The sequence below is a fragment of the Rhizobium sp. MHM7A genome (assembly GCF_005862215.1).
Classification (GTDB): Bacteria; Pseudomonadota; Alphaproteobacteria; order Rhizobiales; family Rhizobiaceae; genus Rhizobium; species Rhizobium bangladeshense.
Map to the genome: position 1 here is coordinate 140822 of NZ_VCHT01000014.1, position 26803 is coordinate 167624.

The following is a 26803-nucleotide window of genomic DNA, read 5'->3' on the forward strand; positions in this document are numbered from 1 at the left end:
AGGCGCACCTGCGGTTGGCGATGGTATTCCCCGGTTCTTCGGCGGCGATGTCCGGCCGGCATGTTTTTTTTCTGTCACGGGGAATAAAATCCGGCGCGCTTGCGTATACTCAATCATGGAACGGAAAGAACGGCCCTTCGATGTCATCGGACAGCTTGCAGCGCTGAGGCGCTACGCTCGCGCGCTGGTGCGCAACGCGGATGAGGCGGAGGATCTGGTGCATGATGCTTTGGTGCGCGCCTTCGAGAAGAGAAAGAGCTTCCGAAGCGGTGGCAATCTGCGCACCTGGCTGCTTTCCATCCTGCACAATGCCTATATTGATCGTCTTCGTCAGAACCGGTCGCTGACGCGTCGCCACGACGAAGCGGCTGTCGAAGCCGAGCAGTCGCTGCCGGCCGGGCAAGAACATGCCGTGCGCCTGCAGCAGGTGCGCGATGCCTTCTTCGACCTGCCCGAGGAACAGCGCGAAGCCCTGCATCTCGTTGCCATCGAAGACCTTTCCTATCAGGAAGCCGCCAGTGCGCTCGGCATTCCGATCGGCACGCTGATGTCGCGCATCTCCCGCGCCCGCGCGCAGCTGCGCGAGTTCGAGCAAAAGACGCCGCGCGTTTCGCATCTGAGATTAATCGAAGGGAGCGGCAATGAAAGCAATTGACCCAATCATCGATGCCGATCTCGACGCTTATGTGGATGGCGAGCTCGATGTCGCCCGTCGTATCCAGGTAGAATCCTATCTCTCGGAGAATCCGGCGATCGCCGCCAAGGTCATGGCCGATCTCAGCATGAAGGGTGAGCTGCGTCTGGCACTTGCCAGCGAAAACGTCTTCGGCCGTCCCGAGACCCGCGATGCCGCCCGCCGGCTGGAGCGTGGCCTTTCCTATGGCCGCATCCTCCATTCCATGCAGCGTATCGCCGCCGTCGGCATTCTGGTCACCGCCGGCTGGGTGGCGCATAATTCATTCGGCGCCTTTTCAGCGACCGAGGTGGCGGCTTCCGTTCCGGCGCCCGCTTATGTCGAGGATGCCGTCCGCGCCTATCAGACCGCGGCCCTGCGCGCCTCGATGCCCTCCCAGACGCCGACAAGCTATAGCGCCGAAGAAATACGCGCCGCCACCGCGATCGTCATGCCGGAATTGCCGAAAGACTGGAAGATCACCGATGTGCAGATATTCCCGTCCGAATTCGGCCCGAGTGTAGAGATGGCAATCAAGGTGGCTGATGGAAAGCGGCTCTCGCTTTTCGCCGTCCGTCCGGGGGCCTTCGAGGTCCAGCCGGTCAGCCATCTCGCACTCGAAAAAGCTGAAGCCGCCTATTGGCAGATCGGCGACGTCGCCTATGCGCTGATTGCCGATGATAGCGGCCTCAATCTCGATCAGGCGGCCGAACGGCTCGCCCGCTCGCTCTATTAGTTCAAACCGAGGAGATCAGCATGAACCCGATCAATCCCCGCTACGGAGCCGTCGCCGGCTCTCAAGCCCTCTTCGACGAAGGCCTGCGCCAGCATATGCTGCGCGTCTACAACTATATGGCTCTCGGCCTCGTGATAACAGGCCTTGTCGCCTTCGTCGTCGGCTCGACGCCAGCCCTCTATGTCCCGATCTTCGGCTCGCCGCTGAAGTGGGTCGTGATGCTCGCACCGCTCGCCTTCGTCTTCTTCTTCTCGTTCAAAATCCAGACGATGTCGGCCAGCACCGCTCAGATCACCTTCTGGGCCTTCTGCGCCGTGATGGGTCTGTCGCTCGCCTCCGTCTTCCTGGTCTTTACCGGGACGAGTATCGCGCGGACATTTTTCATCACCGCCACGATGTTCGGCGCCACCAGCCTTTACGGCTATGTGACGAAGCGTGACCTCTCGCGCATTGGCTCGTTCCTGATCATGGGCCTGTTCGGCGTCATCATCGCCAGCATTGTCAACATCTTCCTGGGTTCGAGCGCGCTGCAGTTTGCGATCTCGGTGATCGGTATCGTCGTCTTCGTCGGTCTGACTGCCTACGACACGCAGAACATCAAGGAACAATATTCGGAAAACTACGATCAGGAATCGAACCAGAAGCTCGCCGTCTTCGGTGCGCTCTCGCTCTACCTGAACTTCGTCAACATCTTCCAGCTTCTGCTCAACTTCACCGGCGAGCGGGAATAGGACCGCGCTTCTGGGGGCAATGGAAGCGCAAGAGCGTCCGGTCTGCAGTCTGTGACAGGATGGCAGACCGGGCGCTCACTCTAAAAGGAAACGGCCGGGGCAACGCCCGGCCGTTTCTTTTTCGAACTCAGATGATGCCCCAGGCCCGATAGCGGCCACGGCCGGTGATTTCACGAATACCGATCTCGTTGACAAGGTTCAGCGCTCCGCGCGGCGTGATGCGCAGATGCCGCGCGATCATCGCTGCCGACACCATCGGCCGCGACAGAATGAAATCGGCAAGCTCCGGCAGGCTGCTGTTCGAGCGACGGCCGCGAAAGCGCAGTTCCATCTGCGTGCGGGCAAGCGACAACCGGTCGATTTCCTTGAGGCCGGCAGCAGCAGCCAGCTGCATCGCATCGAGAAAAGCTTGCAGCCGAATCGCCCGGTCGCGGGCCCTACGCCGCTCGTGGCGCACCAATTTCAGCCCGCCATAAAAGGAGAAGAGATGCGAAGTGACCTTTCCGCGGGCGCGCAGGTAGCTTTCTACCAGAAGACCACCGAGCCAATGCTGACGCCGTAACGGCTCGATCCTGTCCCAGGCTTCGAAAAGGATGACGGCGCCTAGAACCGGCGGAAGGCTGTCAGCCAGTGGCAGCACGCCCCGCCATTCTGCAAGCCGCTGTTCCTCATCCCATTCCTCATCGCCAAGCAGGCCGAAGGGATCATCGTTGCGCTTGGCCGGAGATATTGCGGCCGTCTCGCCGAGCGCCGCTTTGCCCGTATGGATGTCGATGAGCTTCTGTGAGCGGGCAAGAATCGCATCAATCTCGGCCATTTCGGCAGCAAGCGGCCCCTCTTCATTCTCGCCTTCGTCGCCCGCCTCAACCGTAACTGCCGGGCTCTTGGCCTCCTGAGTGATGCCCTCCCCTTCCCCCGTTGTCGCGGTCAGCGTTGCCAGCCCCGAGGCGCCGAGTGCCCAGGACGGTTCGCCGGTCCAGATGCGTCGACGCGTCCGCAGCACTGAATGAGCGATCGTCAGTTCGTGGCTGGGAGCGCGGCTATCCATATGCGCGTCGTGCAGAACGAGATCCTCGACATGAACGAGCTCACCGGCGACCCATAACGCGCCCGCCGCATCGAAGAAGTGGCTGCGTTCGGCAAATCCCCCGCCAACCGGCGAGCGCAGCACCCGCTCGTCCAACCGCGCCACCACATCCTCGGCCGCAGCAAGCAGTGGAAGCAGGGCTTGAAGCATCACAGCGTCGACGTCGTAGCGCATTGTTAACCTTTACGGTTTTTAACAAACGGAAGCAAATGAGGCGTTTCGTTCCGCCATTTATGACATGGTTAACGGTGTCTTTCAACCAAAGTGCGGGATGGAAGCGGAGAAGATGGCTGATTGCCGGTCCACACTCCCTCCAGACGCTGCGACTGGCGCGAAGCTTTTGGGCGGTTCATCCCGTTTTTCTCGCCATGGGCCCGTTGGCCCGCATCAACGCCATCAGCATCGGACCCAGCGAGAACTCGCCGCGCTCCGCCCGCCGCGTCAGATCACGCAGATAGCCGCCTGCCGAATTGATATGGCCGCCGCGTTCCAGAATGCAGGCAATCACGGTGGCAGCATTTTCCGGTCCCATAACATCGCAGGCCTGCTGATAGGCACTGGGGCTGACGCCAAGGGTGGAACGGACGACGACGGCGGCGGTCATCAAATCCCGCCAGCTGCCGATCCCGCCGCCCGGCCCATAGGCAACAATCTCGGGGCAGGCCTGCAGTACCATGGCAAGGGGGAAGGATTTCGGCGGCTCCCGCCATGGCCGCGGCTCTTCCTCCGGCTTGGCGCCCTGCTTCGGTTCGAAGCCTGGTTCAAGTTCAAATGTGGGGTGTGGGTTTGAATTATGTATGTGCCGACCGTTTTGGCTGTCATTGGCGCCTGTTTTTTTTGCTTTCGTCTTCGATTCCAGCGTCTTGACGATCAGCTCGCGGAAAGCTTCGAGGTCGGTCAGCAGGCTCCGGATCTCCGCGGCCGACGGACGGCGCGGCAGGCTCGCCGAGAGGCGATTGAAATGCTGCTGCATCTCGATCCATTCGCCGGCAATTTCCTCTTCCAGCGCGATCTCGATGAGTTTGGCGATATCACGCCGGCAAAGGCTGAGCCGCTCCCGCAGGCGCTTCCATTCCAGCTTGTCGGCAAGCACCTGTGCCGCCTGGGCTTCGATCTCGCGAGCACGCACGAGGAGTGGCGCCAGGCTGAAGCCAAATGCCTCCCCAAGCCCTCCCTCGCCGTTGCGGCGGGCAAAACGCTTTCCGTTCGGGCTGTCCCGCCGGATGATCAGACCGGCCGCTACCAGCATTGCCAGGTTTCGCCGCAGCGTGGTGCCGGCCATGCCATGTGTGCGCAGCGACAGCTGCTCGTTCGAAGGGAAGACGACGAAACCGTTAGCCTCGGCAATCTCGTTCTTCGGATAGAAGGTCAACAGCGCGTTGAGAACGGCAAGCGCACGATCGGACACGCCGATCATGTTCTTTGCTTCGCAGAGTGCGCGAAAAATCTTCCACTTGTCGACCGATGCGTCCGGATCGATCCTGCTTGCGCTCTCCTGGCTTGCCAGCATGCCACGCGTCATCGATCGCCGCCCAAAGGGCGTCGATACATATTGAGGCTCCATGTCCCTCACCTTTTTCAAGGCAAAAGAAATCTTACCACCCAAAAGGATGCCGAAGATGCTTGACACTGATTCGAGGAAGTGCGATTCTCAGATTGTCCAGATATGAGAAAGGCTTCCGCGACGGCAACGTTCGGAGGCTTTTTTCTTTTGCGGCCTACTCTCCTGCTTGCAACTTGCCGGCCCGATAGGCTTCGTAAAGCTCATCGAGACGGCGTGAAATGTAAGCGCCGAAATCCGGCGCATCGCCGGTCTTCAACGCGATCGTGAAAGAATTGCCGGCGCTTCTGATCCGGCCGGCAATCTTGCCGCCGCTCTTCGGCTTCCAGTCATATTCCGTGGGCTCCGGCTTCGCCTCTTTTCTGGCGAGTTCGGCTACTAAGAGCTCAAACCGGCGATCGCTCTCCTCCGCCCTGAACCCCTCCGAGGCGACAAGCTTCGCGAGCCGCGCCGCCGTCGTGCCATTCCAGTCCTGGGCAAGCGCCATCCATTTGCGCCGACCGATACCGGGCGCGGCCCCAACGGACCTGATGATTTCGGCCGGAATGACCTTGGCCACGGACAACAGCTTCGATAGCTCCGTCTTATCAGTGGACAGCGCCTTCATGATGACGGGACGCTCAAACCCTTTGAGCTCGAGATTAAGAGCGAAGACTGCGCGTTCGATATAGGAAAGGTTCCGACGCGCCGAATTTTCGATGCCCTGCGCAATGACGACGTCGGTGTCATCGAGCTGACGGACGATCGCCTGCACCTTGCGCCCGAGCAGCTTGACGGCCTGCAGCCGGCGATGGCCGTAGGCGATCTGGTAACGCTCCCCCTCTTCGGGATGGCGACGAACGAGGATCGGCACTTCCTGACCATTCTCGGCAATCGACTGAACCAGCTCGTCCTCGATATCGAGCGGCTGGTCGGCAAGGCGGTCGCGGACGAAGGAAGAATCGATCAGATCGGGATTGAGTTCGACGATGCGCTCGCCGGAGAGCAAAGCCTCCTGCATGGCCCTGCTCTCTTCCTCCATGCGGCCGAGGGTCAGCGCCATTGTCCGAACCGGCCCGGCCGATCCGCGCGAAGACGGCTCCTCGTAGTTGGCCGCGGCCAACTCCTGCGCCGTATCGTCGAAAAGACCTTTCAGGCGATCACGTCTGCTCATGTGCGGCCCCAGGCTCTGTGAATGCCAGCAAGAACCTCGCCATTCGCGGCGTTGACCGATTCCAGCGCCCGGTCATAAGTCGAGCGGCGCACCTGCCCTTTCTCGATTTCGTAAAGCGTCTGCTTTGTCAGGCCGGCGTCGGCGATTGCGGTCGATTTGAGAATGGTTGCCGTCAGCACGTCCTCGCCAAACAGGCTGCGCAGCAGCGCAACGATCTGTGACTGCGGCGCATCGAAGGGTTCGTGACGGGTGACGACATATTTGATGAAGTCGTGCTGCAGGTCGCCGCCGGCCTTGCGAACCACAGAAAGAAGATCCGAGGTCATCAACAGGAACTGCGACATCGACGCGACATCGACCATCTGCGGGTGGATGGTGATGAGCAACGACGTGGCGGCGCAAACGGCACCGAGGGTGAGGTAGCCGAGCTGCGGCGGGCAGTCGATCACCACCACATCGTAATCGGCTTCCACCTCGGCAACAGCGACGCCGACACGCCGGAAAAACAGTTCGGCTGGCTTCTGGCGGTCATTGAGCGCCCGGGGCGTCTCATGCTCGAACTCCATTAGTTCGAGGTTGCCGGGCACTAGATCGAGTCCGTCGAAATAGGTCCTGCGGACGATTTCCTTCAGCGGCTTGCGGTTCGCATCATAACGAATGGCGCCATAAAGCGTGTCGCCCTCGGAAAGATCGAATTCTGGCTGAACGCCCAGCATGGAGGAGAGCGAAGCCTGCGGGTCGAGATCGATCGCCAGCACCCGGTAACCCTCCAGCGCCAGATATTGCGCCAGATAAAGCGTCGTCGTCGTCTTGGCCGAACCGCCCTTGAAATTGGTGACGGCGACGGTCTGTAGCTTTTCGCCGGGGCGGCGCCACGGGAGATAGCTGAGCGCATCCTTCGGCTTGAGATTCGCCATATAATGGCGCAATTCATTGATCTGGCCGAGCGTGTAGGAGCGCCGGCCATTGGAGGAAAGTTCCGGCTGCGGGCCCTTGCCATCTAACGAAAGCTGCCGAAGATAACCGTCGGAAACGCCGATCATCTGAGCAGCCTCGCCGGAAGAGAATGTGCGCAGCGTCTTCTGCGAAAGCGGCGGAAACAGCTTGTCGCGGAGGAGCTTCAGTTGCCGCGAAAGCTGGTTCGCATGCCGCTCGATCCGCACGTCTGTCGTCGATACGCTAATGTTGTCCAAAACACCCATTCCTTTTCGATGCGCTTTTCTGTCAACATAGCGTCAAAAAGCGTATCGAAAGTGACACGATTCGGGATTTACGGCAACAATAGGGGTCAGGGCGCCGCAGTTGGCGGAGTTGGCCGCGGCCAACTCCCTACCCCGCCCTTGCGGCCGGCCCAGTTTTTGGGCAAGACCGCTTGGACTCACGGGGAATATCCGCTTGAAGCATATCAGTATCATCGGAATCGGCACCGGCAATCCCGAGCACGTCACTATGCAGGCGATTAAAGCGATGAACGCCGCCGAGGTGATCTTTCTGCCGCTCAAGGGCGCCGGCAAGGAAGAACTCGCCGAGATCAGGCGGGAGATCTGCGAGCGCTATGTCACCCGCTCAGGCACCCGCGTCGCGGAATTCGAGGTGCCGCAAAGGCAGATTGCAGACAGAACCTACGCACAAAGCGTCGATGCCTGGCACGGTCAGATCGCCAGCATCTATCGAGAGTTGATATCGGGCCTGCCGGACGGCGGCACCGGCGCCTTTCTCGTCTGGGGTGATCCCAGTCTTTACGACAGCACGATCCGCATTATTGAACGCGTGCGTCAATCAAACAGCATTGATTTCGACTACAGCGTGGTTCCCGGCATCACCAGCATCCAGGCTCTGGCGGCCAGTCACAAAATCCCGCTCAACCTCGTCGGCAAACCCGTCGAGATCACTACCGGGCGGCGGCTGGCGCAAGATGGACTTCAGAGCGACAGCACCGTCGTCATGCTCGATGGCGAACAGGCCTTTGCTAAGGTCGACGATCCCGATGCCGAGATCTTCTGGGGCGCCTACCTTGGCACCGGGGACGAGATCATCAGATCGGGGCGGCTCGGAGACATCGCGGCCGATATTCAGGCGCTCCGGACCGAAGCCAGACGGCGGCACGGCTGGATCATGGACATATATCTCCTGCGCAAGGGACGTGACTTCGAGGAATAGCCGTCGCCATGATGTTTTGCCGCGCCGGTCGCGATCATGTAAGAGATGGTCAGAGGATTGAGAATGGGCACGAAGGCCGCCAAGGCGATCGACAGGACAGGCACGGCGGATCTCCATGATCGACCGCCGGCGAAGATACGTCCGCGCGGCGCCTGCCCCGCGCTTGCCGCACCCATGCCGACTGGCGATGGCTTGCTCGTGAGGCTGCGGCCGGCGGGCGGCGCCTTGACGCTGTCGCAATTCTTGGCCCTCACCTGCGCGGCGGCAGAGCATGGAAACAGCATCTTGGAAATCACCGCGCGCGGCAACTTGCAGATCCGCGGATTGCGGCCCGAAACTGTGGGCCGGCTCGCTGCCGATCTCGATACGGCCGGAATCGCCGTGCCAGACGGTCCCGCAGTCGAGATATCGCCACTGCACGGCATCGATCCCGAAGAGATAAGCGACCCGGCAGCGCTGGAAAAGACGTTGCGCTGCAAGCTCAGAGAGCTGCTCGCCTCGCCGCGGCTCGCGCCGAAACTCTCGTTCATCATCGACGGCGGCGGAGCGTTCGGGATGTCGGCCCTTGCCGCCGATATCCGTATCGTCGCGCAACCCGGCGCACAATGGCTCGTTGCCATCAACGGCGACGGCGAGACGGCAATGCCGGTCGCGAACGGCTCCGCTGAGGAGGCGATTTCAGCCGTTGGGGAGATACTCGAACTGCTGGCGGTCGGGCAGAGCAGGAGGGCGAGGGATATCGATCCGGCACTTCTGCGGGCACGCTTTCCGGCTATGGGCGCAATCCGATTTCGTCCGTTACATCAAGCAAGGACGCCGCTTTCCGGCTTGCACCGGCTGAAGGACGGAAAGCACGTGCTCGGCGTCCGGCCGGAATTCGGCCAGATGAGGGCGTCCGATCTGACCGCCCTGCTCGAAGACGCAAGAGCTCACGGCGCTACAGCCATCAGACTTGCGCCCGGCCGCGGCTTCTTCTTCACCGGCTTTCCGGCAGATACCGCGCCGGCTCTGCAGACATCTGCGAGCAAACATGGCTTCACCGTGCAACCCGGGGAAAAAAGTGAATATATCGCAGCCTGCGCCGGCGCCGGCGCCTGCAGCTCCGCTTTCTACGAGACGAGAACCCAAGCGCGCCGCTTAATTGCCGCAGCACCCGTTCTCTTCGACGGATCTCTAACCATCCATCTCTCCGGCTGTTTGAAAGGCTGCGCCCAGGCCGGGCCGGCGCTGACCCTGACCGGATCGGCGGAAGGTTTCGACCTCATCCTCGACGGGCTTGCTTCAGATCTGCCGGATGAACGGATCGCTGGCGGTCGGATCGATTTCGCTATAGAGAGGCTCGCCCGGTCCATCGAAGACAACAGGAGCGCTGGCGAATCGGCCGCCGCCTGCCTTACACGACTTGGCGCAACCGGCGTTTCGAAGGCGCTGCGACAGGAATAGCAATGCCAGACTACGATTATATCCGCAGCGGCGACGCGATCTACGAGCGTTCCTTTGCAATCATCCGCGCCGAGGCCGAACTTTCGCGTTTCACCGAAGATGAGGCTGAAATCGCCGTTCGCATGATCCATGCCTGCGGGCTGGTGGAAGCGGCGAAGCATTTCGTCTTTTCCACAGATTTCGTCAGCACCGCGCGCGATGCACTCAAGACCGGCGCGCCGATTTTCTGCGATGCGGAAATGGTGTCGCACGGCGTCACACGGGCACGGCTGCCGGCGCTGAACGAGGTGGTCTGCACATTGCGCGATCCCGCAACGCCGGAACTCGCACGGGAGATCGGCAATACACGCTCGGCCGCCGCCATGCATCTCTGGCTCGAAAGGCTCGGCGGAAGCATCGTCGCCATTGGCAATGCGCCGACGGCGCTCTTCCATCTTCTCGAACTCCTGCGCGACGGCGCGCCGAAACCCGCGGCGATCCTCGGCATGCCTGTCGGGTTCGTCGGCGCGGCGGAATCGAAGGATGCGCTGGCAGAAAATTCCTATGGCGTTCCCTTCGCCATTGTGCGCGGCCGGCTCGGCGGCAGCGCCATGACGGCAGCCGCCATCAATGCGCTTGCGAGGCCTGGCCTATGATGACATCAGGCCGTCTCATCGGCGTCGGCACGGGTCCCGGCGATCCCGAGCTTCTCACCCTCAAGGCCGTGCGCGCCATCGAAGGCGCTGACGTCATCGCCTATTTCGCCAAGCAGGGTAGGGGCGGCAACGGCAAGGCGATCGTCGAGCCGCTGCTGAAAACAGGGGTGACGCTGTTGCCGCTCTACTATCCCGTCACCACCGAGATCGACAAGGGTGACGAACGCTATCAGAGCCTGATCACCGAATTCTACGACTGGTCTGCAAGAGACATCGCCGGGCATCTCGACGCCGGCCGGACCGTCGCCGTCCTCAGCGAAGGCGACCCGCTCTTCTACGGCTCGTATATGCACCTGCATGTCAGGCTCTCGAAGCGCTACCCCACCGAAGTGATCCCCGGCATCAGCGCCATGTCCGGCTGTTGGTCGCTGGCTGGCATGCCGATCGTCCAGGGTGACGACGTGCTGTCCGTACTGCCCGGTACGATGGTCGAGGCCGAGCTGACGCGTCGCCTTGCCGATACACAAGCCGCCGTCATCATGAAGGTGGGCCGAAATCTGCCGAAGATCCGCAGGGCGCTTTCGGCCGCCGGCCGGCTTGCCGAGGCCGTCTATGTCGAGCGCGGCACCATGGCGAGTGCGGCGATGGAGAAGCTTGCCGACAGGGCCGAAGGCGATGCGCCCTACTTCTCGCTCGTGCTGGTGCCGGGCTGGGAGGGCAGCCGATGAGTGGCAGGCTTTTCGTCATCGGCACCGGCCCGGGCAACCCTCAGCAAATGACTGCGGAAGCGCTGGCAGCAGTCGATGCGGCGACGGATTTCTTCGGCTACGGACCTTATCTTGATCGGCTGCAGCTCCGCTCGGATCAACTGCGGCATGCCTCTGACAATCGCGAGGAGCTCGACAGGGCAGGGGCGGCGCTTTCCATGGCGTCGGATGGCGCCAACGTCTGCATCGTCTCCGGCGGCGATCCCGGAGTATTCGCCATGGCAGCCGCCGTCTGCGAGGCGATCGAGAAGGGGCCGGCGGCCTGGCGCGCCGTCGATCTCACCGTGCTCCCCGGCGTCACGGCGATGCTGGCGGTGGCAGCAAGGGCCGGCGCGCCGCTTGGCCACGATTTCTGCGCAATATCGCTATCAGATAACCTAAAGCCTTGGAATGTCATAGAAAACCGGCTGGATCTGGCGGCAAAGGCGGGGTTCGTCATCGCGCTCTATAATCCGATCAGCCGGGCGCGGCCCTGGCAACTCGGCGAGGCTTTCAAGCTATTGCGCCACCATCTGCCAGCAACAACACCGGTGATTTTCGGGCGCGCGGCCGGGCGGCCAAACGAGCGCATCGCGGTGCAGCCGCTATCGGAGGCGGATGCATCGATTGCCGATATGGCGACCTGCATCATCATCGGCTCCGCCGAAACGCGGATCGTCGCGCGTCCCGGCAAGCTGGACCTGGTCTATACGCCGCGTTTCATGGCGGGAGGGAAAAGGTGATCGATCGCCGCAAGCGCCGCCTCGACCGTTTCGACCGATTCGACCATCGACGAGGGCGCGCGCGCCACCATCATCACCTCAATGCCGAGCAAACGGGCCGCCTCGATCTTCGCATAGGTCGCGGAGCCGCCGCTGTTCTTGGCAATGATGACATCGATATGGTGCTGTTTCAGCAAAGCGCATTCACTTTCCATCCGGAACGGGCCGCGATCGAGAATATACTCGACATTCGCAAGCGTGAGCGGCGGTTCGACGGGATCGACGCTGCGGATGAGATAGTGATGTTGCGGCGCCGCTTCCGCGTGGTGAGCGCCCTGCCGGCCGGTTGCCAGGAAGACATGGCGGGGAGATTGGCCGAGGGCCGCGAGGGCCGCCGGAATGCTGCGGGCTTTGCGCCAGCGATCGCCCGGCAGGCGTTGCCATTCGGGCCGGCGCAGGGCGATCGCAGCGACATGGGCGGCCTCGGCCGCGATGGCGGCATTTTCCGAAATTCGTTCTGCGAAAGGGTGCGTGGCATCGATCAGCAGTCCGTAGCCGCCGGCCTTCAGAAAATCGGCAAGCGCCAAGGCACCGCCGAAACCACCGATCCGGACCGGAACAGGCTGCGCAGCCGGTTTTTCGGTACGTCCGGCAAGCGACAGCAGAACATCGCAATCATCACGCGCCGCGAGCCCTTCGGCGAGCAGGCGCGCCTCGCGGGTGCCGCCGAGGATCAGGATGCGAAGCCTTCCCATGTCTGATGTCTTTCCCACTTGCACACAGCGCTGGCTGACTATTATCGGCATCGGCGAAGATGGTCCAGCAGGGCTGGGTGATGAGGCGAAGGGGCTGCTCGCGGAGGCTCCCGCGGTCTTCGGCGGAGCGCGGCACCATGCGCTTGCCGCATCGCTTATATCGGGCGAAAAGCTTGCCTGGCAGAGTCCCTTCGAGCACTCGGTCAATGCCGTCCTTGAAAGGCGCGGCACCCCTGTCGTCGTGCTCGCCTCCGGCGATCCGTTTCTCTACGGCGTCGGCGCAACCCTCTCGCGCCGTGTAGCGGCGGAGGAAATGCGTGTCATCCCCGCGCCATCGGCCTTCAGCCTTGCCGCCTCCCGGCTCTGCTGGCCGCAGCAGGACGTGACGGCGATTTCGCTGCACGGGCGGCCGCTCGACCTGGTCCGACCGCATCTGCACCCCGGGCGGCGCATCATTGCTCTGACTTCTGATGAGAAGGGACCCGGCGAGCTCGCTGCTCTCATTGCCTCCGCAGGCTTCGGTCAGTCACAGCTTACCGTAATCGAAGCGTTGGGCGGTGCGCGGGAACGACAAAGAAGCGTCGTGGCGGCGGCTTTCGATCTCACCGACATCGATCCCCTGAACGTCTGCGCGCTTGAGATTGCGGCAGGGGAGGGGGCTCGCATTCTGCCTTTTGCCGCAGGTCTCGAGGATGGTTTGTTCGAGCACGACGGCCAGATCACCAAACGGGAGATCCGGGCGATGACGCTTTCGGCGCTTGCGCCACGTCATGGCGAACTGCTCTGGGACGTCGGCGCCGGCTCGGGATCGGTCGGCATTGAGTGGATGTTGGCCGATCCGTCACTGAAGTCGATCGCCGTCGAGCAATCGCCGGAGCGGGCGGCGCGGATTGCCCGCAATGCATCCGCCTTTGGCGTGCCGCATCTCGCCGTCGTCGAGGGTTCAGCGCCCGCTGCGCTGAGGGGCCTTCCGGAGCCGGATGCGATTTTCCTCGGCGGCGGCGGCAGCGAACCTGATGTCATCGATACTGCCACTGCCGCGCTGAAGCGGGGAGGGCGGCTCGTCGCCAATGCCGTAACGCTGGAGATGGAAGCCGTGCTGTTTTCCGAACATGCCAAACGCGGCGGCTCCCTCACGCGGATCGAAATATCGCGCGCTACGCCGCTTGGCGGCATGAACGGCTGGCGGCCGGCCATGCCGGTGACGCAATGGCGCTGGACGAAAGGATAATGGGATGACGGTGCATTTCATTGGCGCGGGGCCAGGTGCCGCGGATCTGATCACGGTGCGTGGCCGCGATCTCATCGCCCGCTGCCCGCTCTGCCTCTATGCCGGCTCGATCGTCTCGCCGGAACTGCTGCAATATTGCCCGCCTGGCGCGCGCATTATCGATACTGCCCCGATGTCGCTTGATGAGATTGAGGCGGAATATCTCCGCGCCGCCGCCGCCGGCCAGGACGTCGCCCGGCTGCACTCCGGCGACCTCTCCGTCTGGAGTGCGGTGGCCGAGCAGGCGCGCCGGCTGCAGAAACATGGCATAGCCTATACGATGACACCCGGCGTTCCGGCCTTTGCCGCTGCGGCCGCAGCACTCGGACGAGAACTGACGATCCCGGCCGTCGCCCAAAGCCTGGTTCTGACCCGCGTTTCCGGGCGGGCTTCACCGATGCCGAACGAAGAGACGCTCGCGAAGTTCGGCGCGACGGGCGCCACACTTGCGATCCATCTGGCGATCCATGTTCTGAAGCAGGTAGTCGACGAATTGAAGCCGCTTTACGGCGCGGACTGCCCGGTCGTCATCGTTGTCAAGGCCTCCTGGTCGGACGAGCGCATCCTCTCCGGCACCCTCTCTGATATCGAGGCAAAAGTTGCGGCCGAACCGATCGAACGCACCGCGATCATCTTCGTCGGACCGTCGCTCGCCGCGGAAGATTTTCGCGAGAGCTCGCTCTATGATCCGGCCTATCAGCGCCGGTTCAGGGGCCGGGAATAGTGTATCGCGATCGGCCGCACGCCGGCGGCCGATCGTGAAGAGAAGCTGCCCCGGATCTCAGACCCGCGCCGTCAGATAATCCATGCTGGCTCGCAGCGCAGCGGCCGGATCCTTGACCGCATGAACTTCCGCAGCAAAAGGTTCAAAGGAGAACGGACCCTTGTAGCCCGCCTGAATAAGCGCCTTGATCTGCCCTGCATTATCGAGCCGGTCATCGCCGCCTACGAGCACGCGATGGGAGTCGCGCATCTCCGCAACGGCAACCGAGGGATCGCTGACGCCGGAAATGTGTACGAGGCCAACCAATTCGGGGAAGGTCGCTGTTTCGCCGGCAAGATGATGGTGGAACGTGTCGTGGACAAGCTTGAAGGTCGATTGCGCGCCGAGCGCCTTGATCGCCTCGGCCGCCTCGGTCTTCGAGCGCAGCGAGCAGATCTCGAAACCGAGCGGTTCGACGAGGCCGATAATGCGGGCTTTATCAAGCATCGGCTTCAGCGCGGACAATGCCTCACGCAGGTCGACCTGACGTTCGCCGTCGGCGCAGCCGGTGCCGTCGTTCTTCGGAACGAGGACGAGCGCCTTGGCGCCCGATGCGCTGGCATAGTCGATCAGTTTTTGCGCTTCCCTGGCGCGGGTTTCATTCCATTCGTTGAAACGCTGCAGGGCGTTGATCGAAATGATCGTCAGGCCGTGACGGGCGGCCGCCTGCCTGATCGCCTCGGGCTGGGTGCCGTCAAGAATGGCGTTGCCGGAAAGGTCGTTGCGGATCTCGACCGAATCCATGCCTAGCGACTTTGCCAGCGCAAAGAAATCATCGATGGCAAGCGATGGCGTCGCCATGTGGTTGAGCGCAAAGCGGATCGAAGTCATGATTGATATATCCTCCTCGTCTCCGCGTCGCGGCGGAGCAGTTCCTCGTAGATGGGCGGGCGAATCTCTATCCGAATTCCCCCGGCAATCCATCTGTCATCGCCGGCTAGGGCCTTCATTCCTGAAAGATTTTTCAACGGCATGATAGAATTCCATCATTCCTCAGATGTTCTCTGAAATGTGAATATCGAAAGGCAGGAAGAACTGTCCGGGAACAACCGTTTCGCCGTTCTTGATAGCGCCCGTCATCAGAACCATCAGTTCCTTGCAGAGTGCGGGTAAGGGAGTGCCTATCGCCATGGCGACGATATCGTCAGCAAGACCAGCTTTACTGTCGGGCGTCAGTTCGTTGACGACGAGAACGATCCTGCCGCCGAGGTTCTCTTCACGGATCGCCGAAATCGCACCTTCCATGCCCCCACCGCAGACATAAATGCCAACGAGATCGGGATGTTTCTGCAGCAGCGTCAGTGTTGCCTCGTGCGTGATCTCGGGCGTATCCAGGTTGATCAGCGTGTCGACGACGTCGAACTCCGGTGCGTTTTCGCGAAAGTAGGAACGAAAACCGATCTCGCGCAACTCATGCCCGTGGAAGCGGTGGCTGCCGACGAAACAGGCGACTTCGCCGGGCACGCGTGCTGTTTTGGCGATCGCCCAGGCGGCGGTGCGGCCGACCTTGCGGTTGTTGACGCCGATATAGGCATTGCGCACGCCTGAGGCGAAATCGGAGAGCAGCGAGAAGACCGGAACGCCCTTCTCCTTCAGTTCCTCAATGGCCGTCGTCACTGCAGGGTAATCTGGAGCGACGAGAGCAATGGCCTGATTGCGAGCACCAAGAGCCCTGAGTTTCTCCACGATCGCCGCCGGTGTCGAGGCTGGCGGGAAGTCGATCTGCGCCTGGATCCGCGCGCTCGTCACCGCGCGCGCGGCGGTTTCGATCTCGCGCGCAAAGGCCTGGTAGAAGGGCTGCATCGGCTTCTGTAGCAGAAAGGCGAGCCTGTATTGCGGCAGATCCTCGAAGACCCGTTGCCTGATTAGGCCAACGGCGTGATAGCCGATCGACTGGGCCGCATCATAGACCCGCCGCGCCGTTTCCTCCCGCACGCGGTGGCGGCCGTTGAGAACACGGTCGACGGTGGCAATGCTGACGCCCGAGGCGCGGGCGAGATCAGATATGGTAGGTCGGCGCATCGGTGCTCCTGACGGACTTCGATCACGAATGCAAGTCATCCATGAGGGTTTTTGATAGATTATATCAAGCCTGCATTGAGCGCTATCGGAAGTCAACCTATTCTCCCGGCCAAGGTATAGCGGGAGGCGGATAATGGCGACCCAGACAAAGAAACGTGACTACGACCTGCTCGGGGAAAGCGGCCGCACCGCGGTGGAGACGGGACTGGCGGCTGCCGAATGGTATCACACCGAGATTCCGCGCAAGGAGATGAAGGCGCTGATGCAGCGCTCCGATGCGCCGGCGATCCGTGACACCGTCATCTGGCTCGGCAGCATGATCATCTTCGCGGGGCTCGGCATCTATTTCTGGGGCTCGTGGATCGCACTGCCCTTCTTCCTCGCCTATGGCGTGCTCTACGGCTCGGCTTCCGACAGCCGCTGGCATGAATGCGGTCACGGCACCGCTTTCAAGACACGCTGGATGAACGACGCCGTCTACCAGATCGCCTGCTTCATGATCATGCGCAATCCGGTGACCTGGCGCTGGAGCCACACGCGCCATCACACCGATACGGTCATCGTCGGCCGCGATCCCGAGATCGCCGTCATGCGGCCGCCCGATCTCCTCCGGCTGATCCTCAATTTCTTCGGCATCCTCGACGTCTGGCATGCGATGATCGATATGCTGCGCAATGCCTTCGGCGTCATCAGCGCGGCGGAAAAAACCTTCATTCCGGAGATGGAGCAGCCGAAGGCCATCCGCTTCGCCCGTATCTGGCTGGCGATCTATGTCGTCACGATCGCAGCCGCCATCGCCATGGGTTCGATCCTGCCGCTGATGCTTATCGGCCTGCCGCGTCTCTACGGCGCCTGGCACCACGTGCTGACCGGGCTCCTGCAGCATGGCGGCCTGGCCGACAACGTCATCGATCACCGGCTGAACAGCCGTACGGTCTATATGAACCCCATCAGCCGTTTCATTTATTGGAACATGAACTACCACGTCGAACATCACATGTTCCCGATGGTGCCCTATCACGCGCTGCCCGGGCTGCACGCCATGATCAAGCACGACCTGCCGGCGCCGAACCGGTCGATCTGGTCGGGCTACCGCGAGATGATCCCGGCCTTCCTGCGGCAGCTGCGCAACGAGGATTATTTCCTGAAGCGGGAACTGCCCGCCACCGCGCGGCCCTACCGCGAGGAATTCCACAACGAACTCGCCCCGGCGGCGCAATAATCACAATCAAGGGAGGTTAACAATGAGCGGAAACTGGATCGAAGTCTGCGGCAAGGACGAGATCGACGAAGAGGATGTCATCCGATTCGATCATGGCGGGCGCACCTTCGCGGTCTACCGGAGCCCCGACGACGAATTCTTCGCCACCGACGGGCTCTGCACGCATGAACAGATCCATCTCGCCGACGGGCTTGTGATGGATGAAATCATCGAATGCCCGAAACATAACGGCCGCTTCAACTACAAGACGGGCGAAGCCAAGGGCGCTCCGGTCTGCGTCAATCTCAAGACCTATCCGGTGAAGATCGAAGGCGACACTGTCTTCATCGCGGTCTGAGGGAGGCGGACGTGGCTCATTTCGTCATCCTGGGTGCAGGCGAATGCGGTGCGCGCGCCGCTTTCGCTCTGCGGGAAAAAGGTTTTGCCGGCGAGATAACGCTTGTTGGCGCCGAACCCCTTCACCCCTACGAGCGACCGCCGCTTTCCAAGGTGTCTGCTACCGATGCCGGCGATCCGAAATTCATCGCCGCTGCGGAAAAATACGCCGAAAGCGGCATCCGGCTGCTGACCGGTGTTGAAGCCAGGGATTTCGATTCCTACTCCCGGACGGTCATGCTTTCGGATGGCACCGCGCTCTCCTACGACAAACTTCTGCTGGCGACGGGCGCGGCCGCGCGATCGTTCCCCGGCGCTCCGGAAGGCAATCCGCATATCCGTTCGCTTCGGACTCATGAGGACGCGGCCGCTCTGCGCGACGCGATGAGGCCGGGGCGGCATATCGCCATTATCGGCGGCGGCTTCATCGGGCTGGAACTTGCCGCGACGGCGCGCCAGCTTGGCGCCGACGTCACCGTTATCGAGGGGCTGGAGCGTGTGCTGAAACGTGGTGTGCCTGAGGAGATCGCCCATCTGCTGACCGAACGCCACCGCGCCGAAGGTGTCGATATCCGCTGCGGCGTCTCGATCGAGAGATTGACTGCTGAAAGCGGAAAGGCGGTCGTCAAACTGTCGACTGGCGAGATGATAGAGGCCGATCTCGCCCTCGTCGGCATCGGCGCACGGCCGAATGTCGACATCGCCGAAAGGGCAGGCCTCGCCATCGAGAACGGCATTGCCGTCGACACCTATTTGCGGACCTCGGCGCCTGATGTCTTTGCCGCCGGCGACTGCTGCTCCTTCCCGTTGCCGATCTATGGCGGCCGGCGTATCAGGCTCGAATCCTGGCGCAATGCCCAGGAGCAGGGCACATTGGCCGCAGCGAACATGCTCGGCCGCGACGAAGCCGTCTCATCCGTGCCGTGGTTCTGGTCGGATCAATACGACTTGACGCTGCAGATATCGGGCCTCGCTGAAGGGGCGGTCCTGCATTTGCGCCGCGACCTCGGCCCGGACGCCTTCATTCTCTTCCACCTCGACGCCGACGGCCGGTTGATCGCCGCAAGCGGCATCGGACCCGGCAATGCAGTGGCGCGTGACATCAGACTTGCTGAAATGTTGATCGCGGCTGGCGCCCATCCAGATCCTGCTGCGCTGACATCAAGCAACGTCAAGCTGAAATCCCTTCTGGCCGCCTGAGCCCTCCCGATATTTTCAAAGGAATTGATGATGAAAAAACATAAGCGCGCAACCGTTGCCGACCTGCTTGCTGAAAAGGGCAAGCGCCAGCTGACCATGCTGCGCGTCACCTCGCTAGAGGAGGCCGAAGCCGCCGAAAAGGCCGGGATCGACATGGTCTCGGTGCCGCCATCGCTGCTCGGTCCGGTCTTCCGCGAGATCGCCCCCACGCCCTTTGCCATTCCGGGTCTCGAATATGGCGACCATGTCTCGGCGGAAGACTATCTGCGCGCTGCTTTCGCCGCCCTGAAGGCCGGCGGCGACGCCGTCTATTGCGCGGCAAGCCTGCAGACGATCCGACGCCTGCGCGACGAGGGCGTTCCCGTCTGCGGCCATCTCGGACTGATCCCCTCGAAGGCGACCTGGACCGGCGGCTTCCGCGCCGTCGGCAAGACGGCGGCGAGTGCGGCCGAGATCTGGCGGCAGACCAAAGCGCTGGAAGAGGCCGGCGCCTTCGCCGCCGAAATCGAAGTCGTGCCGGGGGATGTCGCCGCCGCCGTCAGCAGCAACACCTCGATGCTGATGATCTCAATGGGGGCGGGCAGTGGCTGCGACGCCCAATATCTCTTCGCCGACGACGTCCTCGGCGCCAATCGCGACCACTATCCGCGCCACGCCAAGGTCTACCGCAACTTTGCCGCCGAACATGACCGGCTGCAGCGCGAACGCATCGCCGCCTTTACCGAATTCGCCGAGGACGTTAGGACCGGCGCTTATCCTGAAAAGCGTCATTGCGTCGGTATCGACGAGGCCGAACTGAAGATTTTCCTCGACCGGCTGACTAACGAGACTGGCAATCGCTGATACTTGCCCGGCGGCTCCTTCTCCCCAACGCGGAGACGGAGAAAGTTGCATTGGCTTCCGTCACCGCCTGTGGCAGGAATGATCCGTTCGATTCATTCGGAACGGAGTATTCAGTCCCCTGTGACGATCGGCTTTGCGCATGCGGAACTGATTGCGGTGCTCGTCGCGGTGACGGGGGATGAGCCGCGCGTCATGACCATCCGGTCCGGCAGTGCGCTGCCGTCGGGTCCCTTCGAAATGGGCCATCGCACCCTGCAATCGGGCTTGCGCGAGTGGGTGCAGGAGCAGACGGAACACCCGGTTGGCTACCTCGAGCAACTCTATACCTTCGCGGACCGCGATCGGAACAACGAGATTCTCGGCGGCCGGACGATCTCGATCAGCTATCTCGGCCTCGTCAACGAGCAGGCAGGCGCCGGCCGGCCGGGTTGGCACGGCTGGTACGAATATTTCCCTTGGGAAGACCATCGGCAGGGCCGGCCGGCCGTGCTGGACGATATCGTGGCACGCCTGAGAAGCTGGGCGGATGGCGATCCGGCCTGGCGCGACCATCGCCATCGTCGCGCCGACTTCACCTTCGGCCTCGACGGCGGCGGCTGGAACGAGGATCTGGCCCTGCAACGCTACGAACTGCTTTACGAAGCCGGCCTCGTGGCCGAAGCCGGATGCGGGGTGGAGGCCAATCTCGGCCGGGCAATGTTTGCCGATCACCGCCGCATTCTGGCGACAGGGATCGCTCGGCTGCGCGCCAAAATCAAATACCGCCCGGTCGTCTTCGAACTGATGCCGGAGAATTTCACGCTGCTGCGGCTGCAGCGCACCATCGAGGCCCTGGCCGGGCTGACGCTGCACAAGCAGAATTTCCGTCGCCTCATCGAACAGCAGGAACTGGTCGAGGAAACCGGCGGAACGGAAAGCGAGACCGGCGGCCGGCCGGCCAAGCTCTTCCGCTTCCGCCACACCGTGCTCGAGGAACGGGCGCTCGCAGGAACGAAATTGCCGCTCTCCCGCAATTGACATATGCTCACAGCGAGAATATGTCTTTGCCTATGATATGCTCAAATAGAGCATAATTAGGAGCCGGCCATGAATCACCCTGTTTCCGCATCCTCGCTGTACAACCGCGTCAGCCGCGTAATTCCCAAAGCCGAATGGATGTCGTTCGAGGACGACGTGGACGCCATCCTCGAGCTCAAGCGCCGCCGCAACGCCGTCATTCTCGCCCACAACTATCAGACACCCGAGATTTTTCACGGTGTGGCTGACATCGTCGGCGACAGCCTGGCGCTCGCCCGCAAGGCGGTCGAGGTCGATGCCGATGTCATCGTGCTGGCCGGCGTGCATTTCATGGCTGAAACCGCCAAGCTTCTGAACCCCAAAAAAACCGTGCTGATCCCCGATCTCGCTGCCGGCTGCTCGCTGGCGGATTCGATCACGCCTGAGGATATTGCGCTGCTGCGCCAGGCCCATCCCGGCGTCCCCGTCATCACCTATGTCAATACCTCGGCCGCGGTGAAGGCCGCCTCCGACATCTGCTGCACCTCGGGCAATGCCAAACAGGTGGTGGAGTCGCTCGGCGTGCCGAAGGTGCTGATGATCCCCGATGAATATCTCGCCCGCAACGTCGCCCGCGAGACGGATGTCGAGATCGTCGCCTGGCATGGGCATTGCGAAGTACATGAACTCTTCACCGCTGACGATGTTCGCCAGCTGCGTGAAAATCATCCCGGCGTGACGGTTCTCGCCCATCCGGAATGCCCGCCTGACGTCGTGGCGGAGGCCGATTTCGCCGGCTCCACCGCCGTGATGTCCGATTATGTCGGCAGGCAGAAGCCGGCGCGGGTCGTGCTGCTCACGGAATGCTCGATGAGCGACAATGTCGCCGTGCACCACCCCGACGTCGAGTTCATCCGCCCCTGCAATCTCTGCCCGCATATGAAGCGGATCACGCTTGCCAATATCCGCGCCGCACTTGAGGAAAATCGCCATGAAGTGACGGTCGATCCGGCAATCGCCGTCGGCGCCCGCCGCGCCGTCGAGAGGATGCTTGCGATATGACCGAGATCCTTGACCAGCTGACCGGCCGCACCGTCATCGTCGGCAGCGGCCTCGCCGGGCTGATGACGGCGCTGACGCTGGCGCCGGAACCGTCCGTCATCGTCACCCGCGCCGCCCTCGGCGCCGAGACCTCGAGCGCCTGGGCGCAGGGCGGCATTGCCGCCAGCATCGGCGCCGACGACAGCGCCGCACTTCATCTGGCCGATACGCTTTCAGCCGGCGACGGGCTCTGCGACCGAAGTGTCGCCGCCGGCATCATTGCGGAGGCGCCGGCAGCCATCGCAGCGCTGGAACAAGCCGGAGTCCGCTTCGACCGCAATGAAGCCGGAAAACTCTCGCTCGGATTGGAAGCGGCCCATAATCACCGCCGCATCGTCCATGCTGAAGGCGATGGCTCGGGTGCGGCAATCATCGAAGCGCTGGTGCGGGCTGTGGCGCGGACGCCTGCCATCACCGTGCTCGAAGGTTTCGAGGCGCGACGGATTCTGATGGATGGCGAGCGCGTCGCCGGCCTACTCTGCGCGACCGCAGCCGGCAGGGCCGCCGTTCTTCCGGCTGCAAAGCTGGTACTCGCCACCGGCGGGATCGGCGGGCTTTATGATGCGACCACCAATCCGATGGGCAATTTCGGTCAGGGGGTTGCGCTCGCGGCAAGGGCGGGTGCCGATCTTGCCGATATGGAATTCGTGCAGTTCCATCCGACGGCGCTCGATTCGCGCCGCAGGCCCCTGGCGCTTGTCAGCGAGGCGGTGCGCGGCGAGGGGGCCTTGCTCGTTAATGAACGCAGCGAACGGTTCATGGCCCGCATATCGGGCGCCGAACTTGCGCCGCGCGATGTGGTGGCGCGCGCCATCAGCGCCGAGATCGCCCGCGGCGGCCGCGTCTTCCTCGATGCCCGCAAAGCGCTCGGCAGCCGCTTTGCCACACGCTTCCCCGTCATCGCTGCCCTTTGCGGCGAGGACGGCATCGATCCGGCCCAAGACCTCATCCCGGTGCGTCCGGCCGTTCACTACCACATGGGCGGCGTCGCAACGGATGCGAATGGCCGCAGCTCGGTTCCCGGCCTCTGGATCGCCGGCGAGGCCGCGTCGACCGGTCTGCACGGAGCCAACCGGCTTGCCAGCAACTCGCTGCTGGAGGCGGCTGTCATGGGCATGCGGGCGGCGCGCGACATATCCGCCATGCCGGCGGGCGGCACCGGCGACGTCTCAGTAGAACAACTGCCGGCACCGGCCGACGCATCCCCCGTGCGGGCCGTCGTCTCGCGCCATCTCGGCGTGCTGCGCAATGCCGACGCCCTTCACGCAGCAATCGCCGCATTGCTGCCACTTGCCGAGGGTGACGGTCCTGCCGCTGATCCGGCCATCGTCGCATTGCTGATCGCCGTCTTTGCCAGCCTACGGATTGAATCGCGCGGCGCCCACGCCCGCACCGATTTTCCCCTGAAGCTCGCCGATGCGCAGCGCCGCCGGATGCGCCTTTCCCAAGCGCTGGAGATTGCCCGTGCCACACCATCCTATCCGCTGGCCAGGAGCGCCTGACATGAGCCTCGTTCCGCTTCCGCGTCTGATTGTCGAACCCCTGGTGCGGGCAGCCCTGCTCGAAGATCTCGGCCTTGCCGGCGATATCACCTCGGCGTCGGTCGTTCCCTCAGATCACCGCTCCACAGTGGTCATGGCCGCCCGCCAGCCTGGCGTGATCGCCGGCCTCGATGCGGCCGACCTCGCCTTCACGCTCGTCGACCCCGAAATCGTCATGCGTCGCCACATCGAGGACGGCGACGCCGTCAAATCGGGCGACGTGATCGCCACAGTCGAAGGTCCGTCACGCGGGCTCTTGACCGGCGAGCGCACCGCCCTGAATTTCCTCGGCCATCTCTCGGGGATCGCCACCGTCACGGCCGGGATTGCCGCCGCCATCAGCGGCACCAAGGCCTTCGTCGCCTGCACGCGCAAGACGACGCCCGGGCTGCGGGCGCTGGAGAAATATGCAGTGCGGGCCGGCGGCGGCATGAACCACCGTTTCGCACTTTATGACGCGGTGCTGATCAAGGACAACCACGTGGCCATATCAGGCGGCGTTGCCGAGGCGATCCGCCGGGCGCGGGCCGGCGTCGGTCATCTGGTGAAGATCGAGGTCGAAGTGGACCGGCTCGATCAGTTGCAGGAAGCGATGGCCGTCGGCGTCGATGCCGTTCTGCTCGACAATATGACGCCGGACCAGCTGCGCGAGGCCGTCGCCATCGTCGCCGGGCGGGCAATCACCGAGGCATCCGGCCGGGTGACGCCGGCAACGGCCGCCGCAATCGCCGCTTCCGGCGTCGACCTTATTTCGGTCGGTTGGCTGACGCACAGCGCACCAGTGCTGGATATCGGCCTCGATTTCGTCGAGGCCGACGGCGCGGCGCAAACCAGCACCAAATAGATCGCGCAGATGCTGTGATCGATCAGGTCGCTTGCTGTTGGTTGCCGCTGTGGAGGCGGCAGCGGCTGGAATAACTGATGGAAATCACATCGGGGGCAAAGTGTTGGCAAGCATTTCCGGCCGCTCATGTGAGAAAATGCAAATATTCGGTGTAAAAACTTCTTTTTGCGCTATGCGCGGGCCTATTATCGCTCTAACATGTTCCTGAGCGGCCGGTGCGCATGCGCGTCTGGTCTTCAGGGGTGAGAAGCGGGATGCAACGGACATCCGGACAGATGTCGACGAACAGGCTCTGCCTGCTCGGAAGACCGCGACTGCTGGCAGCGGGGAGGGAACTCCCCTTGCCGGAGAAGTCTTATTTTCTCTTCGCCATGCTCGCCGCCGAAGCCAATCTCGAACTCGACCGCGAAACCGTCAGGCGACAGCTCTGGCAATCGGAAGCTCCGGAAAAACGCGCAGGCAGTCTGCGCCAGCTGCTGGCGCGCATCGAGCAAAGCATTCCCGCCGATCTGCCGCCGCTGCTGAAAGCGACCCGAACCCATATCGGGCTTGCCGACGGCTGGGAAGTCGACGTCCATATACTGAAACAGAAAGGGCCGCTCGCAGCCGACGACGGCGACATTCTGAATGGCGAATTGCTCGAAGGCGCGAAGTCGCCGACGCAGGGCGCCGAGGACTGGCTGACCTTCGAGCGCCAGCGTGTCGATGAATTGCGCGCCGCCCATCTGACCAGGCTGGTCGAAACCGCCGATGACAGATCGGATGAAGAGCAGGTGACCTTCGCCCGTCGCCTGCTGGAGCTCGACCCCGCCAGCGAAACGGCCTATCGGGCCCTGATGCGCACTTATGTCCGGATGAACGATCCGGCCGCGGCCCGGCAGTCCTATCTGAAGTGCAAGAGCCAGCTGAAGGACGACTTCGACACCGAGCCGGAGGAAAGCACTACCGCGCTTGCCCGCGAACTCGGCCTGATCCCGGCAGCTCAGGCTGCGGCGGCAGAGCGCCGGTCGGCGGCGCTCGGCGGCTTCGCGGATCCGCTCGGCCAGCCGCGGATCATCATCCTGCCGCCGGAAAGCATTTTCACCGATCCGCTCATGGAGCGCGTCGGCAGGGCCCTTCTCGAAGACGTCACCATCGGCCTCAGCCAGCAGCGCGGCTTCAAGGTGATCGCAGCCCACACGAGTCTCGAGATCCTCAGCCGGGCGGTCGATCCGTCGCGCGCCGTACCCGGGCCGCTCGACCTCAGCTTCGACTATGCGGTTTACGTCACCATCCAGGGCCGCGACGAGGATATCTATGCGACCTGCCGGCTGACCCGGACGACGACGTCGGAGGTGATCTGGGCTCTGGAACTGCCGCTGGTCATGCAGAAGATCAGCGAATCCTTCGCGCATCTGACACGGCGGATCGTTTCCTCGCTCGCCGACACGATCGAGCGCCACGAGCTTGCGATGCCCATCGGCGAAGCGCCGCCATCCGCTTACCGTCTCTATCTGGAAGGCAAGCGGCTGATCGCCCAGACCGACCTGCAGCATCTGCGCCAGGCGCGTAAATGGTTCAGATCCTCGCTTAATCGTTACGAGAATTTCTCGGCCGCTCATGCCGGCGTTTCGCGCGCGCTCGGCATGGAATGGCTCATCCGCGGCATGCAGGACACCGAACTGCTCGACGAGGCGAATGGCGCAGCCCGGCTGGCGCAGCAGAGCGACCCGAACAGCGGCCGAGCTTATCGCGAACTCGGCTTCGTGGCGCTGTACCGACGCCGTTTCGACGAAAGCCTGGAATATTTCCAGCAGGCTCAGGATCTCAATCCCAACGATGCCGACATCCTCGCCGATTATGCCGACGCGCTGTGCCACAACGGCGACTTTGACAAGGCGCTGGATCTGAACAATGCGGCTTTCAAACTCAATCCGCTGCCGCCGGATTACTACTACTGGAATCGTGGCGGCATTCACTTCGACCGCGGCGAATACGAACAGACGATCGAGGCGCTTGAGCCGGTGAAGTCCAAACAGGCGACCGCCCGGCTGCTCGCAGCCGCTCACGCCATGGCGGGCGACATGAAAAAGGCCGGCAAATATGCTAACGTCGTGCTGGAGAATTTCCCCGATTTCCGCAGCGAAGACATCCGCCATTTTGTTCCCGACCGCGATCCCCGCTATACGGAAGCGCTGATTCATGGCCTGCAGCTGGCCGGACTTCCTTGATTGCATGGCCTTTT

At 62.7% G+C, this 26803-nt stretch carries 27 protein-coding genes; 19 read left to right on the forward strand and 8 right to left on the reverse strand.

Annotated features, from left to right (window positions below):
• Window positions 1-115 precede the first annotated feature (115 nt).
• From FFR93_RS32155 to FFR93_RS32165, 3 genes are read left to right on the forward strand one after another with little or no spacing between them, the layout of a single operon-like run.
• Window positions 116-655 (forward strand): sigma-70 family RNA polymerase sigma factor, encoded by a 540-nt coding sequence (locus tag FFR93_RS32155; protein ID WP_064707372.1) that lies wholly within the window; start codon window positions 116-118, stop codon window positions 653-655.
• A complete protein-coding gene (locus FFR93_RS32160; protein WP_138396188.1) occupies window positions 642-1409 on the forward strand; it encodes an anti-sigma factor in 768 nt (255 codons plus the stop codon). Before FFR93_RS32155 ends, FFR93_RS32160 begins: the two co-directional genes overlap by 14 nt.
• 20 nt (window positions 1410-1429) lie before the next feature.
• Window positions 1430-2140 carry a Bax inhibitor-1/YccA family protein gene (locus FFR93_RS32165; RefSeq protein ID WP_138396189.1) on the forward strand — a complete coding sequence of 237 codons (711 nt, stop codon included), beginning with the start codon at window positions 1430-1432 and terminating at the stop codon, window positions 2138-2140.
• A 127-nt stretch (window positions 2141-2267) separates the two neighbouring features.
• Here the strand turns inward: FFR93_RS32165 and FFR93_RS32170 are convergent, their stop codons facing one another.
• From FFR93_RS32170 to repA, 4 genes are all read right to left on the reverse strand, one after another.
• On the reverse strand, window positions 2268-3401 hold the full coding sequence (locus FFR93_RS32170; protein ID WP_138396190.1) for an RHE_PE00001 family protein: 1134 nt from the start codon (window positions 3399-3401) through the stop codon (window positions 2268-2270).
• A 175-nt stretch (window positions 3402-3576) separates the two neighbouring features.
• On the reverse strand, window positions 3577-4791 hold the full coding sequence (gene repC / locus FFR93_RS32175; RefSeq protein ID WP_138396191.1) for a plasmid replication protein RepC: 1215 nt from the start codon (window positions 4789-4791) through the stop codon (window positions 3577-3579).
• Window positions 4792-4945: 154 nt separating this feature from the next.
• Window positions 4946-5941, reverse strand: coding sequence for a plasmid partitioning protein RepB (repB, locus tag FFR93_RS32180; protein ID WP_138396192.1), 996 nt, complete (start codon window positions 5939-5941; stop codon window positions 4946-4948).
• Window positions 5938-7134, reverse strand: coding sequence for a plasmid partitioning protein RepA (gene repA / locus FFR93_RS32185; protein ID WP_138396193.1), 1197 nt, complete (start codon window positions 7132-7134; stop codon window positions 5938-5940). Before repA ends, repB begins: the two co-directional genes overlap by 4 nt.
• Before the next feature lie 202 nt (window positions 7135-7336).
• On the opposite strand from repA, the gene cobF reads away from it, so the two are divergent.
• The 5 genes from cobF to FFR93_RS32210 all read left to right on the forward strand — a co-directional run bounded on the left by cobF (window position 7337) and on the right by FFR93_RS32210 (window position 11668).
• Window positions 7337-8101, forward strand: coding sequence for a precorrin-6A synthase (deacetylating) (gene cobF / locus FFR93_RS32190; RefSeq protein WP_138396194.1), 765 nt, complete (start codon window positions 7337-7339; stop codon window positions 8099-8101).
• Window positions 8102-8164: 63 nt separating this feature from the next.
• Window positions 8165-9544: a precorrin-3B synthase gene (cobG, locus tag FFR93_RS32195; RefSeq protein ID WP_138396195.1), complete on the forward strand. Its 1380-nt coding sequence runs from the start codon at window positions 8165-8167 to the stop codon at window positions 9542-9544.
• 2 nt (window positions 9545-9546) lie between these two features.
• A complete protein-coding gene (locus FFR93_RS32200) occupies window positions 9547-10179 on the forward strand; it encodes a precorrin-8X methylmutase (protein ID WP_064707379.1) in 633 nt (210 codons plus the stop codon).
• On the forward strand, window positions 10176-10907 hold the full coding sequence (locus FFR93_RS32205; RefSeq protein ID WP_064713286.1) for a precorrin-2 C(20)-methyltransferase: 732 nt from the start codon (window positions 10176-10178) through the stop codon (window positions 10905-10907). The genes FFR93_RS32200 and FFR93_RS32205 overlap by 4 nt, the downstream gene beginning before the upstream one ends.
• Entirely contained in the window at window positions 10904-11668 is a 765-nt protein-coding gene (locus tag FFR93_RS32210) for a precorrin-3B C(17)-methyltransferase (protein WP_138396196.1), read from the forward strand. Before FFR93_RS32205 ends, FFR93_RS32210 begins: the two co-directional genes overlap by 4 nt.
• Here FFR93_RS32210 and FFR93_RS32215 read toward each other — a convergent pair.
• A complete protein-coding gene (locus tag FFR93_RS32215) occupies window positions 11632-12402 on the reverse strand; it encodes a cobalt-precorrin-6A reductase (RefSeq protein WP_064707382.1) in 771 nt (256 codons plus the stop codon). The genes FFR93_RS32210 and FFR93_RS32215 overlap by 37 nt on opposite strands.
• Between FFR93_RS32215 and cbiE the strand changes: the two genes are divergently transcribed.
• Together cbiE and cobM are read left to right on the forward strand one after the other, a co-directional pair.
• Window positions 12401-13633, forward strand: a complete 1233-nt coding sequence (gene cbiE, locus FFR93_RS32220; RefSeq protein ID WP_138396197.1) for a precorrin-6y C5,15-methyltransferase (decarboxylating) subunit CbiE — start codon at window positions 12401-12403, stop codon at window positions 13631-13633. The two genes, FFR93_RS32215 and cbiE, sit on opposite strands and share 2 nt — an antisense overlap.
• Window positions 13634-13637: 4 nt before the next feature.
• A complete protein-coding gene (gene cobM / locus FFR93_RS32225; RefSeq protein WP_138396198.1) occupies window positions 13638-14396 on the forward strand; it encodes a precorrin-4 C(11)-methyltransferase in 759 nt (252 codons plus the stop codon).
• A 57-nt stretch (window positions 14397-14453) separates the two neighbouring features.
• Here the strand turns inward: cobM and FFR93_RS32230 are convergent, their stop codons facing one another.
• Genes FFR93_RS32230 through FFR93_RS32235 form a run of 3 tightly spaced genes read right to left on the reverse strand, consistent with a single transcriptional unit; the run spans window position 14454 to window position 16457 of the window.
• The gene (locus FFR93_RS32230; protein ID WP_138396199.1) at window positions 14454-15266 is read right to left on the reverse strand and encodes a TIM barrel protein; all 813 of its coding nucleotides are present in this window, start codon (window positions 15264-15266) and stop codon (window positions 14454-14456) included.
• Window positions 15263-15409: a hypothetical protein gene (locus FFR93_RS41090; protein ID WP_171049287.1), complete on the reverse strand. Its 147-nt coding sequence runs from the start codon at window positions 15407-15409 to the stop codon at window positions 15263-15265. The genes FFR93_RS32230 and FFR93_RS41090 overlap by 4 nt, the downstream gene beginning before the upstream one ends.
• Window positions 15410-15428: 19 nt before the next feature.
• Window positions 15429-16457, reverse strand: a complete 1029-nt coding sequence (locus tag FFR93_RS32235; protein ID WP_138396200.1) for a LacI family DNA-binding transcriptional regulator — start codon at window positions 16455-16457, stop codon at window positions 15429-15431.
• A gap of 133 nt (window positions 16458-16590) precedes the next feature.
• Here FFR93_RS32235 and FFR93_RS32240 point away from each other — a divergent pair, with 133 nt between their 5' ends.
• The 9 genes from FFR93_RS32240 (at window position 16591) to FFR93_RS32280 (ending at window position 26789) form a co-directional block, all read left to right on the forward strand.
• Window positions 16591-17679, forward strand: a complete 1089-nt coding sequence (locus FFR93_RS32240; RefSeq protein ID WP_138396201.1) for a fatty acid desaturase family protein — start codon at window positions 16591-16593, stop codon at window positions 17677-17679.
• 22 nt (window positions 17680-17701) lie between these two features.
• A complete protein-coding gene (locus FFR93_RS32245; protein WP_138396202.1) occupies window positions 17702-18016 on the forward strand; it encodes a MocE family 2Fe-2S type ferredoxin in 315 nt (104 codons plus the stop codon).
• Window positions 18017-18027: 11 nt separating this feature from the next.
• The gene (locus FFR93_RS32250) at window positions 18028-19254 is read left to right on the forward strand and encodes an FAD-dependent oxidoreductase (protein ID WP_138396203.1); all 1227 of its coding nucleotides are present in this window, start codon (window positions 18028-18030) and stop codon (window positions 19252-19254) included.
• 27 nt (window positions 19255-19281) lie between these two features.
• The gene (locus tag FFR93_RS32255) at window positions 19282-20097 is read left to right on the forward strand and encodes a 3-methyl-2-oxobutanoate hydroxymethyltransferase (protein ID WP_171049288.1); all 816 of its coding nucleotides are present in this window, start codon (window positions 19282-19284) and stop codon (window positions 20095-20097) included.
• Between the two features lie 78 nt (window positions 20098-20175).
• Window positions 20176-21114 (forward strand): hypothetical protein, encoded by a 939-nt coding sequence (locus FFR93_RS32260; RefSeq protein ID WP_171049289.1) that lies wholly within the window; start codon window positions 20176-20178, stop codon window positions 21112-21114.
• 69 nt (window positions 21115-21183) lie between these two features.
• Entirely contained in the window at window positions 21184-22155 is a 972-nt protein-coding gene (gene nadA / locus FFR93_RS32265; RefSeq protein ID WP_138396205.1) for a quinolinate synthase NadA, read from the forward strand.
• Window positions 22152-23696 (forward strand): L-aspartate oxidase, encoded by a 1545-nt coding sequence (locus FFR93_RS32270; RefSeq protein WP_138396206.1) that lies wholly within the window; start codon window positions 22152-22154, stop codon window positions 23694-23696. The genes nadA and FFR93_RS32270 overlap by 4 nt, the downstream gene beginning before the upstream one ends.
• 1 nt (window position 23697) lies before the next feature.
• On the forward strand, window positions 23698-24579 hold the full coding sequence (gene nadC, locus FFR93_RS32275; RefSeq protein WP_138396207.1) for a carboxylating nicotinate-nucleotide diphosphorylase: 882 nt from the start codon (window positions 23698-23700) through the stop codon (window positions 24577-24579).
• A gap of 254 nt (window positions 24580-24833) precedes the next feature.
• Complete coding sequence (locus FFR93_RS32280; protein ID WP_138396208.1) at window positions 24834-26789, forward strand: BTAD domain-containing putative transcriptional regulator; 1956 nt, start codon at window positions 24834-24836, stop codon at window positions 26787-26789.
• The last annotated feature ends 14 nt before the right edge of the window (window positions 26790-26803 follow it).